The following is a 12,446-nucleotide window of genomic DNA, read 5'->3' as shown; positions in this document are numbered from 1 at the left end:
GGCACAGCCCCAAACCCTTTGCTCACCTCTTCAAATTCACCACGATGACGCCGCCCAGCGCCAGCGCGCCGCCGAAGATGCCAAGCAGCGTCGGCACCTCGCCCAGCCAGAAGAAGCCGATCAGCGTCGCCATCGGCGACACCAGATAGAGGAAGTTCGAGGCACGCGCCGCGGGCAGGCGGGAAAGCGCTGTTGCCCAGGCAGCGTAGGCGATCAGGCTGGGTACGATGCCGAGAAAGATGACGGCGCCGAGCCCGGCCGTATCGGCGACCGCCGCCTGCGCCAGACCGCTCGGCAGGAACGGCGACAGGCAGAGCGCGCCAAGCACCATGTTCGAGGCCGAGATCGTCAGCGGGTGATGGCGGGCAAACAGCGGCTTCTGGACGATGGTGTTGACGGCCGAGCACAGCGCCGAGCCGAGGACAAGCAGCGCACCGCTGTTGAAATGCAGCCCTTGCCCCTCGCCCATGGCGATGATCCCGATACCGGCGAAGGACAGGAATGTGCCGGCCCAGGCCAGGCCCGAGAAGCGTTCGCCGAGCAGCGCCATGGCCATGATGGCGGTGAAGATCGGGCTGACATTGATGATGAAGCCGGCCGCACCGGCCGAAACGGTCAGCTCGCCGAAATTGAGCATCACGGTGTAGAGTGCGACGAAGACGGCACCACCGAAGACAAAGCGCCAGAGTTCATCGAGCCTGGGCAGTGCCGGCCGCTTGACCGCGAGGAAGATCGCCGCCGGAACCGCGGCGATGGCAAAACGCAGCGCGCCAAGTTCCAGCGGCCCGAAGGCGGCAAGGCCGGCGCGGATCGCCGGAAAGGCGGAGGCCCAGCCGACCACCGTCAGCGCCACCGCGATGGCAGCCGTGGCATCCATGCGCTGTGTCGTATTCAACGTGCCGGTGTAAGCGCTCATCTGGGTGTCCTCGCGATCCAATGCCGTGAAGTAGAGAAACGCCATTGCGGGTCGGTTGACAAACGAACAAATCGAGGATCACCTGTGACTATGGATCACAGCTTAGACCCGATGCTGCCGCTCGAAACGCTGCGCGCCTTCGACGCCGCGGCTCGGACCGGCAGCTTTTCGGCGGCGGCCGAGAAGCTCAACATCACCCACGGCGCCGTCAGCCGGCAGATCGCCAAGCTCGAGGGCTGGCTTGGGCTGAAAGTCTTCGATCGCGGCGCGCGCGGCGTCTCGCTGACCATCGAGGGCAACCGCCTGCATCTGCGCACCACCGAAGCCTTTGCCCTGATCGCCAGCAATTCGGACCGCTGGGTCGAGCCGCGCGGCACGGCGGTGGTGCGGCTGACCTCGATCCCCTCGGTCAGCGGGCTGTGGCTGATGCCGCGCATGGCGGCGCTGGAGAACCACCCGTCCAAGCTGCGTATCGTGCTCGACGTCGACATCCGCCAAGGCGATCTTGCCGACGAGGGCATCGACCTGTCGATCCGCTGCGGGCGCGGTCGCATTCCGGGCCGGATCTCGGTGCAGCTTTTCGAAGAATATGTGTTCCCGGTCGCCTCGCCGGGACTGGCCAGGGAGATCGGTCGCGGAGATCCCGCCCGACTGCTCGAATTTCCGGTGATCAATGATTCCGACGCTTCAGCCTGGCGCGCCTGGTTTGCGGCGCAGGAGATGGACTATCGGCCGCGGCCGCACGACCGCCGTTTCGAGGACTACAACCTCGTGCTCGACGCCGCCGCGCACGGGCTCGGTATTGCGCTGGCACGTCCGCCGTTGACGGTGGACCAATTGAAATCGGGCCGCATCGTCGCCGTAGACGAGCGCAGTGCGCTGAGCCCGATATCTTACTGGCTCGACCGGCCGCTGGGGCGCCCGCGCGCCGCCGCCGCCGAACTCGCCCGGCGCATCGCGGTCCAGGCCGGGCTGCCAGCGGAGAAGATCGAAGAGTTTATCATCGCCGAGGAATGAGATGCCTAAGGCGCGTCGCGTTCGACCGGCCTGATGCGACGTGCTTCAGGTTCTTGTGTTTATGCATGTCGTTATCGCAAAACCGCTGCACACTTTTGCGCGACATGCATTGGCATCCGCTTTGCCGGCTTGTTCGAGCAAGTGTCACCAGAAACAGAACCAGGCAAGGCCAACCGAGCTTGACCTCGCCGCAATTTGTGGCGATGACATCGTCATGAATTTCGGCACCACCCCATGATGAACCGTTTCGAAGGACCCGGCGGCAAGGAAGCCCGCATCCGCTATCTCGACGGCGACTTCCAGGTGACCAGCCCCGGCGCCTTCGTGCGCTGCGCGGTGACCGGCGAGAGCATCCCGCTCGACGAGCTTAAATACTGGAGTGTCGCCAGGCAGGAACCCTATGTGAACGCCGCTGCCTCGCTGCGCCGCGAGATCGAAGCGCATCCGGAACTGCGCCGCCGACGCTAGTCCAGCGCAAATGGAAGCAGCCCCGTTGCGATCCTGCGCCCTCTGCCGCGGCGTCAGGCCGGCAACACCGAAACCTTAGAGGCCATGAAATAAAAAACCCGCCTCAAGTTCGAGGGCGGGCCACCGGCGAATCATCACCATACCCAAATTACTAGCATAGCTGCCGGCACAAAGCAAGAACAAAATACGTTCGACCGGCGGAAAGCCGCAAATTCCAGTCCCGCATTGCCTCGGTGCTCACGCTTCTGGTCAGCCTTTAAGCCGGCGCTGCCGCCAGGCATCCAGCGTCTCGTCGATGATGCGTTGCGGCACATGGTCGAGCTCGAAGACGGTGTCGATCTCCAGCACATCGAGCCCGTCGAGGAATTCCGGCGGCGCCGCGCCGTGACGCAGGCGGGCAGCGTCCTTGGCGGTGGTAATGAGGCCAAGCCCGGCTTTACGCGCCGTCGCCGCCAATTCGGCAAGTTCGTCCTCCCCATAGAAATGATGGTCAGGAAACGATTTGGTCAGCGCAAGCTCGCCGCCGGCCTCGCGGACAGTGTCGAAAAACCTGTCGGGATGGCCAATGCCGGCGAACGCCAGGAAACGCCTGCCGGCCAGCGTCACCTTGCTGCTCGGGGCAGTGTGCGCCTCGAAGATCGGCCTGCCGGCGCGCGCTGCCTGGCGCACGACCGTGTCGGCCGCGGTGCCCTCGCCCATCTTCAGCAAGGCGCTGGTGAAGACCAATTGGTCGACGATCTTTGCCCGCAGCGGCCCGCCGGGGATGACGCGGCCATTGCCGATGCCATGTCGCGCGTCGACGACGACGAGCGCATAGTCGATGTGGATGCGCGCGCTCTGAAAACCGTCATCCATGATCAGGAAATCGCAGCCGAGCTTCTCCAGCAGAAGCCTGGCGCCGGCGGCCCGGTTCGGCGTCACCGCGACCGGGGCGTGTTCGGCCAGAAGCAGCGGCTCGTCGCCGACATGCTTGGCGGCATCGTGGTGCGGATCGACGATATGCGGCCGCGCGAAGGAGCCGCCATGGCCGCGCGACAGGAAACCCGGATTAAGCTGCATGCGCCTGGCCTGCTCGGCCAGCGCGATCGCCACCGGCGTCTTGCCGGTGCCGCCGACGGTGAAGTTGCCGACGCAGAGCACCGGCGCCTCGACCTTTTCACGCGGCGCGTGCCGCATGCGGCGACCGGCGACAAGCGCATAGACGGCGGAGAGCGGCGACAGCGCCGTGACCCGCCAGTCCGGCTCTTCCCACCAGAAGGGCGGCGCTTCCGAGGTCACGTCAGCGCCCGTTCGCGCCCTTCAGGCGCGACTTGACGACCAGCGGCTGGATATAGGGCTCGAGCGACCTGAGCGTATGCGCCAGCGCACCGCGCATCTCGTCGACCGTCGCCGCACCCGCCGCCATCATCTCATGGCGGGCCGCCTCGTTGGTCAAAAGGAAATTAACGGCGCCGGCCAGCATATCGCGGTCGCGCACCAGCTTGGCGCCGCCGCTATCGAGCAGGCGCTGATAGGCCTCGCGAAAATTCTGGACGTTGCGGCCGGCAAGCACCGCTGTCTCCAGCATGGCTGGTTCCAGCGGGTTCTGGCCGCCCTCGGAAGTCAGCGAACGGCCGACAAAGGCAATTTCCGTCAGCCTCAGATAAAGCCCCATCTCGCCGATCGTGTCGCCGAGCAGAATATCGGTGTCGGCGGTGATCCTGTCGCCCTTGCTGCGCTGCGCCAGCTTCAGGCCCATGCCGGAAATCTGGGCGGCCAGCTGCCCGGCGCGATCGGGATGGCGCGGCACGATGATCGTTAAAAGCCCGTGGTGGCGCTTGTGCAGCATGGCGTGAACTTCGGCGGCGACCGCCTCTTCGCCGTCATGGGTCGAGATCGCCGCCCAGGTCGGGCGGCCGCCGATCTGGCGTTTCAGCGCCGCCAGTGCCCGCTCGTCGGCCGGCGGCGGCGCGGTGTCGACCTTGAGATTACCGGATACAGTGACCGGCCGGGCGCCGAGCGAAAGGAAGCGCTCGCCATCGAGGTCCGACTGGGCGACGACATGGGCGAGATTTTCGAACAATGCTTCGGCAATGTTGGCGCGCTTCTTCCAGGACTTGAAGGAGCGGTCGGACAGCCTGCCGTTGACCAGAACCTGCGGCACGCGGCGGGCGCCGAGTTCCAGGATGGTCATCGGCCAGATCTCCGATTCGGCGATGATCGCCAGGTCCGGCTGCCAATGGTCGAGGAAGCGGCTGACCGCCGGCTTGAGGTCGAGCGGCACATATTGGTGGATGATGCGGTCGCCCAGCCGTTCTTCGGCGACCTGCGCCGAGGTGACCGTGCCCGTCGTCAGCACGATGTTGACGCCGTAATCGAGAATGCTCTCGACCAGCGGCACGACGGCGATGGTCTCGCCGACGCTGGCTGCATGGATCCAGATCACCGGGCCTTCGGGGCGCTCGCGTCCGGCGACGCCGTAGCGTTCGCGCCGGCGAATGCGATCCTCCTTGCCTCTGGAAGTGCGCCAGGCGACATAAGGCCCGGCCAACGGGTAGGCGGCCGCCCCCGCGAAACGGTATGCGGTCAGGAAGGCGCGCGCCCAGCGCACACTCATTTCGAACCGTCCACAAGGCGATAGGCCTCGGCGGTCGCGGCATTGAGCGAGGCCGTAACCTCCTGGCGCTTGCGTTCCATTTCCGCGGCGTCGGCGTTGGCCGGCACGAAGACAGGCGTGCCGACGACGATCGAGGAGCGGCCGAAGGGCAGGTTGATCGTCGTCTTGTCCCAGCTGCCCTCGATCACCTTGCGGCGGCTGGTGGCTATCGCGGCAGGCAGGATCGGCCGGCCGGACAGCCGCGCCAGAAGGACGACGCCGAGCCCGGCATCGCGCGGCGTGCCGTGGGGAATATCAGCAATCATGGCGACATTCTTGCCGGTGGCGAGCGACTTTTTGAGGGCGATGAGCGCCTTGGCCCCACCCTTGTCGAGATGCCTTGCGCTTTCGCGCCCGCCAGAGCCGCGCACCGCCTCGATGCCGAATTTCTCGACCATCAGCGCGTTGAGCTCGGCATCGGCGCTGCGCGATACCATGGCAACCAGCGGCCGTCCCTTGGGATAGTAGGCCGGGGTCAGCAGGTGCTGGCCGTGCCAGAGCGCGATGATGCCAGGCTCGAGCTGCGCATAGGCGCCGCCGGAAAACTTGGCCGATCCGTCGACCATGCGGTTGGTCAAGCGGACAAGGCGGACGAAATACGCAAACAGCGCGGCAAGCACATTCTTGACGATTCGCGACTGCGCCAGCGGTTCGCGGATCTTGCGCCAGAACGTCTTCGGCTTGCGACGTCTGACCGCCGACCGCGGGGCTGATCGCTTGACCGCTTCATGGTTCATCGATGTCAACCGACAGCCTTGTTTTCGGGGTCGAGGAGGCGGTGCAGGTGAACGACGAAATAGCGCATATGAGCGTTGTCGACGCTCGCTTGCGCCTTGGCCTTCCAGACGGCGTGCGCCGATTGGTAGTCCGGATAGATGCCGACAATATCGAGCGCGTCGAGATCGCGGAATTCGGTGCCGCCCAGCTTCTTGAGTTCGCCGCCGAACACCAGGTGCAAAAGCTGCTTCTTTCCGTCTTCAGCGGCCATGTCGATCCTTCACATATCGTGAGTTTGGGACAGGTCTAGACCAAAGCCGCCGACTTTGGAACTATTGATAGTGGTCAATTGTCAGCCCGGCGATGACGCCGGCGAGCACGGCGAGGAGTTCGCCGCTGCCGGCGGCGAGCGGTCCGTGACGGATCACTTCGCCGGCATAGAGCGGCGCGCGGCCATGCCGATCGAGCAAGGCGCCGCCTGCCTCGCGCAGGATGAGATCGGCCGCGGCGATGTCCCAGTCATGTGCGTTGGCCTTGACGAAGGTGGCATCGAGCTGGCCGCCGGCGATCATCGCCAGCCGGTAGGCGAGCGAAGGAATATAGGGCACGCGCTTCAGCCGTTTGTGCCATTTCGCCGGCATCAGGTCGATCATCGCCTTCGGTCCGGCGATTTCGGCCGTTTCCGCCGGCGGACGCACGCTGATGCGCCTGCCGTTCAGGAATGCGCCCTCGCCCGGCAGCGCCCAATAGATTTCGCCCTTCGCCGGGCAGTCGAGTACACCGGCAAGCGTTCGACCGTTCTCGACCACCGCGACGCTGACGCACCATGTGGGCAGCCCTTCGAGGAAGCCGCGCGTGCCGTCGATCGGATCGACGACAAAGGTGCGGCGCGCGACGAGCCTTACCGGGTCGTCGACGGTTTCCTCCGACAGCCAGCCATAATCCGGCCGGGCCGCCAGCAAGGTCTCGCGCAGATATTTGTCGGCGGCGTGATCGGCTTCGCTGACCGGCGAGGTGCCGCCCTTCATCCACACTTGCGGATTGTTGTTGAAGTATTGCATGGCGATGAGCCCCGCCTCGCGGGCGGCATCGCGCAACAGCTGCAGGTCTTCAGTAGCGCCGGCCGAGACGGCCGGGTCAAGCTCCGGCAAGGGTCATTCCTTCGATCAAAAGCGTGGGCGCGGCGGTGCCGAAATTGCGGTCGAGATCGCTCGCCGGAACCATGTTGAGGAACATCGTCTTCAGATTGGAGGCGATGGTCACCTCGGCGACGGGATAGGCCAGCTCGCCATTTTCGATCCAGAAGCCGGAAGCGCCGCGGCTATATTCGCCCGTCACCATGTCGACGCCCTGGCCGAACACTTCGGTGACGTAGAAGCCGGTCTTGAGCGACTTGATCAGCTCTTCCGGCGTATTTTCCCCGGGCTCGATGGCGAGATTGGTCGACGACGGCGAGACCGACGAGCCGCTGCGCGAGCCGCGCCCATTGGTGACGAGGCCGAGTTCCCGAGCCGCCGAAGTCGACAGGAACCAGTGGTTGAGCACGCCCTTGTCGACCATGAACAGTTTTTCGCCCTCGACGCCTTCGCCGTCGAACGGGCGCGAGGCCTGTCCACGGCGCCGGAGCGGCTCGTCGGTGACGGTGATTGCGGCCGAAGCCATCTTCTTGCCCATCATGTCGCGGAGAAAGCTGGTCTTGCGCGCCACCGCGGCGCCATTGATGGCACCGGCAAGGTGGCCGGCAATGCCGCGCGCCACACGCGGATCGAACACCACGTCGACAGGCCCGGTCGCCGCCTTGCGCGCGCCAATGCGGCGTACAGCGCGCTCACCGGCCTTGCGGCCGATGTCTTCCGGCGCGTCGAGATCGGAAAAATGCTGGCGCGAGGAGAATTCGTAGTCGCGCTCCATGCCGGTGCCCTCGCCGGCGATCACGCTGGTCGAGCGCGAAAAACGCGAGGCAACGTAGTGGCCGACGAAGCCGTGCGAGGTGGCGAGCACCAGGCCGCCAAGCCCGGCACTGGCGCCACTGCCGGCCGAATTGGTGACGCCCTTGACGGCAAGCGCCGCCGCTTCGGCGGCAAGCGCTGCTTCCTTCAACTGGTCCGCCGACACCTCGGTGGCGTCGAACAGATCGAGGTCGCGCGGTTTCTTGACCAGCAAGGCCGGGTCGGCGAGGCCCTGATAGGGATCCTCGGGGGACACCTTGGCCATGGCGACCGCGCGCTCGGCCAGCATATTGGGGTCGGATGCCGCTGTTGCCGAAACGCTGGCTACCCGCTTGCCGACGAAGACGCGCAGCGAGACGTCCTCGCTCTCGGACGCCTCTGTGCCTTCGACCTTGCCAAGCCGCACCGACACGCCGGTCGAGCGGCCGCGTACCGCAACGGCATCGGCGGCATCGGCGCCGGCCCGTTTGGCAGCCTCGACCAGGGCCGCGACGCGATCGGTCAGTTTCGCTGCGTCGAGCGTATCGGTCATGCGCATGATCCTGTTATTTCCGGCCGGCTGAAGGGCAGCCGCTGCTGCACCATCTATTGTCCCGATGCCGCTTCTGCAATGGGAGAAGCGGACAATCAGGAGGCATCTAGCCCCAGGTCAGCGCGACCGATCCAGAGATGGTGCGTCCTTCCAGACGCACAAAGGACGGCTTAGATCCGAGGTGGCCGTGACCGAAAGCCGCGACGGCGGCACCGCTGCCGGCGACGAGTCGAAGATGCGGCGCGTGCGACCGTCAGCCTGTAGAGTTGGGATCGGCTGGATCCACCCACGGGCGGCCCAACCGTGTCACCATCGCCGCGTACCCGACGGCACCTGCCGCCCAAAGGAAGATGCCAAGCTCTTTGACAGCGTCTTCGGCGATGTCGACCGCCGAACCCGGGCTAGGAAACAGCTCTCCCAGCTGGTCGATCGCTGCTGACATCGCGAGTAAGAAGCCTGCGGCCACAAATACGATCGAGCCGTCGAATGTCTTCCGTCGCAGCCGAAAGAACCAGAACAACCCGGCGACGGCGTAGGCAATCATCGTAACAATCTCTGGTATCGCGACAAACGGCAGCACGTCCTCATGGATCAACAACAGGTCATCGAGGCCCATGACCAAGGTAAGGCCGCCGAGAAACGTGCAATCCCATCGGTGCGTGAGCAGACCGGCAAACAGGGTCGCCGCGCCGGTGCCGATCCACAGTGAAGCACCTAGGGACGAAATCCACCCCGTATAGAAGCCGACATCCGCGGCTGCAGATGGATCTCGATAGAAGATTGTAGCGTCCAGACCAAGAGTTTGCGCGACGAACAGCGCGGCCAAGAGCATCACAACATTAATCGCCACGGCCGCAAGTATGACCAGGCGCCAGGACATTGTCCATTCGCTGCTATGTTTTGCGTTCAGCGCGTTTTTGTCTGGCATTGTGCCGAAGGCCATTCTGAGTACGACGGCCGATAGCTCCGCGGCGCCGAGAACCCCGCCAGCACTATGCCGGCCCACCATGATCGTGGCAACACACGGAACGGTTGCAGCGTCTCGCACATGACGAGGTCGTCGCGGTGCAGTTCCTGGCCAGCGCCAACCAACGCACCATGCCGCTCGAAATGTTCATCGGCTTGCGCGAAAAGCTCTCCCCGGCAATAGCGCCGCCGCCACGCTGATGATGGGGCTGTCGATAATCCTCCTGGTCGTCGCCAATCTTCTGGCTCGACGGAGCCGGCGGCGGCCTGGACCGACCATCTGATCCTGGCTTTCAAGCCGGGCGAGATCGGCTTGTCCAACCTTCCTCAGGGACCAGCCACCGGCGTCCAGATCACGTCGTCGATCCTGAGCGCGCCGGTGGCGAGCATCACCAGCCGGTCGAAGCCGAGCGCCGCGCCGCTCGCCTGCGGCATGATGGCGAGCGCGGCGAGGAAATCCTCGTCGATCGGGTAGCGTTCGCCATAGACGCGCTGCTTCTCATCCATTTCGGCGGCAAAGCGTCGGCGCTGCTCGGCCGGATCGGTCAATTCGCCAAAGGCGTTGGCGAGTTCGATGCCGCAGCAATAGAGCTCGAAACGCTCGGCGGTGCGTGGATCGTCGGCGCTCGGCCGGGCCAATGCCGCCTCCGAGATCGGATATCCGAAAAGAATGGTAGCGCGCCCCTGCCCCAGCGCTGGCTCGATTTTTTCGACCATCACCCGGCTGAACAGGTCGGCCCAATTGTCGTCGGGCGCGGTCCGCAATCCGGCCTGGACCAGGGCGGCATGCAACCCCGCGCGGTCGGTGCTGCCATCGGCTGCAACCGTCGCCAGCAGATCGATGCCGGCATGGCGCATGAAGGCTTCGGCGACGCTCAACCGTTCCGGCCCGGCGAACGGATCGGCCTCACGGCCGCGGAAGCTAAAACGCTTCGCTGCGGCCCGTTCGGCCGCCAGCGCTACGAGCTCGGCGCAATCGCGCATCAGGCTCTCATAGGTCTCGCCGACGCGGTACCATTCGAGCATGGTGAACTCAGGATGGTGCAAGGGGCCGCGCTCGCGGTTGCGCCAGACAGCCCCGAGGCTGAAGATGCGCTCCTCGCCGGCGGCAAGCAGCTTCTTGCAGGCGAATTCCGGCGACGTGTGGAGGTAGAGCGGCTGGCGCTGCCCGTCCGGCCCGATCGCCTCGGTGGCAAAGGCCGACAGGTGCGCTTCATTGCCGGGCGAGACCTGCAGGGCCGATGTATCCACCTCGACGAAGTCGCGGCGGGCGAACCAGTCGCGCATCCCGGCGGCAATGGCATTGCGCAGGATCAGCCGCGGCCGGCGGTCGGCGTGGACATGCGGCGTCCACCACGGCGAGGCGGCGGTCATCGGCTTCAGGGGAATTGCACAGAGGACTGGCGATTGCGGCCAAGATGCGCTAGGCCGCACGCAACGGCCTCTCCAGCCGATTTGCGCCAACAAATTTTATCAGGATGGAAACCCGTGAAGGTCATCGCCAGCTCCTTACGCAAAGGCAACGTCGTCGAAAAGGACGGCAAGCTTTATGTGATCCTCTTTGCCGAAAACATTCATCCTGGCAAGGGTACGCCGGTCACCCAGCTCGACATGCGGCGTATCTCCGACGGGGTAAAGGTTTCCGAGCGTTACCGCACCACCGAGCAGGTCGAGCGCGCCTATGTCGAGGAGCGCGAGCACACGTTCCTCTACCGTGACGGCGAAGGCTTTCACTTCATGAATCCGGAGACTTACGACCAGGTCGCGGTGCCGGAAAGCGTGGTCGGCGACATGGCGCCCTATCTGGTGGAAGGCATGCCGGTGCAGATCTCGCAATACAACAACATCGCCATCTCGCTGGTACTGCCGCAGCGCGCCACTTTCGAGGTGGTCGAGACCGAGCCGGTGACCAAGGGCCAGACGGCGTCCTCGTCCTACAAGCCGGCAACGCTGTCCAACGGCGTGCGTACCCTGGTGCCGCCACACATCAGCGCTGGCACCCGCGTGGTGGTGATGACCGCCGATGGCGCCTATGTCGAGCGCGCGAAAGATTAAGGCGCGAAGTCTGACACGCCTCGCCGAAGGCGTCGCGGCGGCCGGTCATCGTCTACCCGCTTTGTGCCAGGGGCTTTCGAGCATTGGGACGCTTTACGCGGACCGAAGCGTCAACGCCCTGCCAGTTCTTTCCTATTGCACGACGCCAGCGGGCAATCTCTGAGCCTCGAGCAACGCCGACCGTCCCTTTCGCCAGGTGCCAGGTGGAATGCCGACGAACTTTTTGAAGGCGCGATTGAAGGCGGCTTCCGACTCGTAGCCGACCTCGGCACCCGCTTGCGCGATGCTCATTTCGGGGCGTTCGAGCAAGCGTCCTGCCAGTTGCAGACGCCAGCGAGCAAGATAGTGCATGGGAGAGACCTCGACATAGTGGGTAAAGCGGCTCGCAAACGCCGTGCGCGAGAGCCCTACTTCGCGGGCGAGCCGGTCCAATGTCCATTCCTCCCTGGGGCGAGCGTGGATGAGCCGGAGCGCCTCGCCGACATGTGGATCCCGTAGGCCTGACAGCCAGCCGCGCGAATCGTCGGGCAGGGTCTCGAGATGGCGGCGGATGATCTCGACAAACATCAGCTCGCTCAGCTTGGCGAGTATCGTCTCACAGCCCGCCCGCCCACTGCCACCTTCTGCCAGCGCCAGCCGAAAAAGGTCGATAACCCAGCTGCTTCCATCGGCGGGCTTGCGGGCGCACAGGATGGCCGGCAATGCGGCCAGGAGAGGATTGAAGGGACGTGCATCGCAGCCAAGATACCCGCAAATGAACCGGGTCCGCTCGTCTCCCCCGCCACCATGGATCACCGCAAACGGCAGGCTCTCGTCTATCGGCCGATAATACATCGCCATATTGGGTTCGCCCCGCGCCCCCGGCGAGGAGCTCAACACGTTCGGAACACCACCGGGGAAGACAACGACATCACCGGCGTTCACGAGCACCGGCGGCACCGAATCGTCTCCCAGCGCGGCCCAGCACGAGCCCGACATCACGGCATGAAAAGAAATGATGTGCTCTGCCTCCGGCATGATGGCGGCGGCAATGTCGGCCGTGCCCGGCGACTCGCCAACCCAGGGAGAGCTGGCGTCGACGTCGAAATAGATCGCCCCGGTGAGGCGAACGGCTCGGAGCACATCGGAAAGGACATCCATGCACTACACCTCCGGAAACGATCGGCTACTCCCTTTGACAACGAGTTTTTC

General features: G+C 64.9%; 14 protein-coding genes. 4 read left to right on the top strand and 10 right to left on the bottom strand.

Features of this window, described 5'->3' with window-relative positions; genetic code table 11:
- Nucleotides 1–22: 22 nt before the first annotated feature.
- Nucleotides 23–916: a DMT family transporter gene (locus NKH04_RS21215; RefSeq protein WP_352817380.1), complete on the bottom strand. Its 894-nt coding sequence runs from the start codon at nt 914–916 to the stop codon at nt 23–25.
- Between the two features lie 90 nt (nt 917–1,006).
- On the opposite strand from NKH04_RS21215, the gene NKH04_RS21210 reads away from it, so the two are divergent.
- Both NKH04_RS21210 and NKH04_RS21205 read left to right on the top strand, forming a co-directional pair.
- A complete protein-coding gene (locus NKH04_RS21210) occupies nt 1,007–1,933 on the top strand; it encodes a LysR family transcriptional regulator (RefSeq protein WP_353044884.1) in 927 nt (308 codons plus the stop codon).
- 234 nt (nt 1,934–2,167) lie between these two features.
- Entirely contained in the window at nt 2,168–2,401 is a 234-nt protein-coding gene (locus NKH04_RS21205) for a DUF2093 domain-containing protein (protein WP_031211156.1), read from the top strand.
- Between the two features lie 249 nt (nt 2,402–2,650).
- Here the strand turns inward: NKH04_RS21205 and lpxK are convergent, their stop codons facing one another.
- The 7 genes from lpxK to NKH04_RS21170 all read right to left on the bottom strand — a co-directional run bounded on the left by lpxK (nt 2,651) and on the right by NKH04_RS21170 (nt 9,177).
- Nucleotides 2,651–3,679 (bottom strand): tetraacyldisaccharide 4'-kinase, encoded by a 1,029-nt coding sequence (gene lpxK, locus NKH04_RS21200; RefSeq protein WP_353044883.1) that lies wholly within the window; start codon nt 3,677–3,679, stop codon nt 2,651–2,653.
- 1 nt (nt 3,680) lies between these two features.
- Nucleotides 3,681–4,997 carry a lipid IV(A) 3-deoxy-D-manno-octulosonic acid transferase gene (waaA, locus tag NKH04_RS21195; RefSeq protein ID WP_352474386.1) on the bottom strand — a complete coding sequence of 439 codons (1,317 nt, stop codon included), beginning with the start codon at nt 4,995–4,997 and terminating at the stop codon, nt 3,681–3,683.
- Nucleotides 4,994–5,773 carry a lysophospholipid acyltransferase family protein gene (locus tag NKH04_RS21190; protein WP_353044882.1) on the bottom strand — a complete coding sequence of 260 codons (780 nt, stop codon included), beginning with the start codon at nt 5,771–5,773 and terminating at the stop codon, nt 4,994–4,996. Before NKH04_RS21190 ends, waaA begins: the two co-directional genes overlap by 4 nt.
- A 5-nt stretch (nt 5,774–5,778) precedes the next feature.
- Nucleotides 5,779–6,024 carry a DUF4170 domain-containing protein gene (locus tag NKH04_RS21185; protein WP_023674378.1) on the bottom strand — a complete coding sequence of 82 codons (246 nt, stop codon included), beginning with the start codon at nt 6,022–6,024 and terminating at the stop codon, nt 5,779–5,781.
- Nucleotides 6,025–6,085: 61 nt separating this feature from the next.
- On the bottom strand, nt 6,086–6,904 hold the full coding sequence (locus NKH04_RS21180) for a 3'(2'),5'-bisphosphate nucleotidase CysQ (RefSeq protein WP_352873244.1): 819 nt from the start codon (nt 6,902–6,904) through the stop codon (nt 6,086–6,088).
- A complete protein-coding gene (locus tag NKH04_RS21175) occupies nt 6,891–8,234 on the bottom strand; it encodes a TldD/PmbA family protein (protein WP_353044881.1) in 1,344 nt (447 codons plus the stop codon). The genes NKH04_RS21180 and NKH04_RS21175 overlap by 14 nt, the downstream gene beginning before the upstream one ends.
- A gap of 253 nt (nt 8,235–8,487) precedes the next feature.
- Nucleotides 8,488–9,177, bottom strand: a complete 690-nt coding sequence (locus tag NKH04_RS21170; protein WP_352685493.1) for a DUF8692 domain-containing protein — start codon at nt 9,175–9,177, stop codon at nt 8,488–8,490.
- An 89-nt stretch (nt 9,178–9,266) separates the two neighbouring features.
- On the opposite strand from NKH04_RS21170, the gene NKH04_RS21165 reads away from it, so the two are divergent.
- The gene (locus NKH04_RS21165) at nt 9,267–9,401 is read left to right on the top strand and encodes a hypothetical protein (protein WP_352474393.1); all 135 of its coding nucleotides are present in this window, start codon (nt 9,267–9,269) and stop codon (nt 9,399–9,401) included.
- A 126-nt stretch (nt 9,402–9,527) separates the two neighbouring features.
- On the opposite strand, the gene epmA is transcribed toward NKH04_RS21165, so the two are convergent.
- Nucleotides 9,528–10,574 (bottom strand): EF-P lysine aminoacylase EpmA, encoded by a 1,047-nt coding sequence (epmA, locus tag NKH04_RS21160; protein ID WP_353044880.1) that lies wholly within the window; start codon nt 10,572–10,574, stop codon nt 9,528–9,530.
- Nucleotides 10,575–10,688: 114 nt separating this feature from the next.
- Between epmA and efp the strand changes: the two genes are divergently transcribed.
- Complete coding sequence (efp, locus tag NKH04_RS21155; protein WP_023674374.1) at nt 10,689–11,255, top strand: elongation factor P; 567 nt, start codon at nt 10,689–10,691, stop codon at nt 11,253–11,255.
- Nucleotides 11,256–11,387: 132 nt separating this feature from the next.
- Here the strand turns inward: efp and NKH04_RS21150 are convergent, their stop codons facing one another.
- Nucleotides 11,388–12,395, bottom strand: coding sequence for an AraC family transcriptional regulator (locus NKH04_RS21150; RefSeq protein ID WP_352685496.1), 1,008 nt, complete (start codon nt 12,393–12,395; stop codon nt 11,388–11,390).
- Between the last annotated feature and the right edge of the window lie 51 nt (nt 12,396–12,446).

It is taken from the genome of Mesorhizobium sp. M1365 (assembly GCF_040317865.1).
Classification (GTDB): domain Bacteria; phylum Pseudomonadota; class Alphaproteobacteria; order Rhizobiales; family Rhizobiaceae; genus Mesorhizobium.
Note: the sequence above shows the minus strand (reverse complement) of the source record. Positions and strands in the feature narration are given on the sequence as shown.